Source organism: Flavobacterium sp. ACAM 123, from assembly GCF_000264055.1.
Classification (GTDB): Bacteria; Bacteroidota; Bacteroidia; order Flavobacteriales; family Flavobacteriaceae; genus Flavobacterium.
Window position 1 is genome coordinate 1 of record NZ_AJXL01000251.1, and the last position, 468, is coordinate 468.

Annotated in this window: 1 pseudogene; it reads right to left on the bottom strand. The window is 41.0% G+C overall.

Features of this window, described 5'->3' with window-relative positions:
- Positions 1 to 468, bottom strand: a pseudogene (locus A3SG_RS22000) (hypothetical protein); the annotation flags it as partial.

Sequence of the window (468 nt, forward strand, 5' to 3'; positions counted from 1 at the left end):
CTGCGTATTGACTGTCTTGCTTGCTGAAGTTACAGAAGTACACACCCCTAAAGTAGCGGTTATTGTATAGCTTCCCGCCGGAGCAGTCACAGTATTTCCTGAAATCGCAACTCCAACTGACGGACTTGAAGTATAAACATAAGAAGCATTATAATTTGTGATAGTAAAACTTCCCGTTGCAACACTACAAGTTGGCTGTGTTACATTACTTAATATCGGCTGTTCCGGAGTAACCGGTTGTGCATTGACTGTAGTATTTGTTGATATTTGACATAAACCCAAAGTAACAGTGATTGTATACGTTCCCGCAAGAGCAGTAACAGTATTTCCTGAAACTGAAACGTCTACTGATGGGCTTACTGTATAAATATAAGAAGCGTCATAATTCGTTATAGTAAAACTTCCTGTCGCAATACTACAGGTTGGCTGTGTTACACTACTCAGTGTTGGCTGTGCCGGAGTAACAGG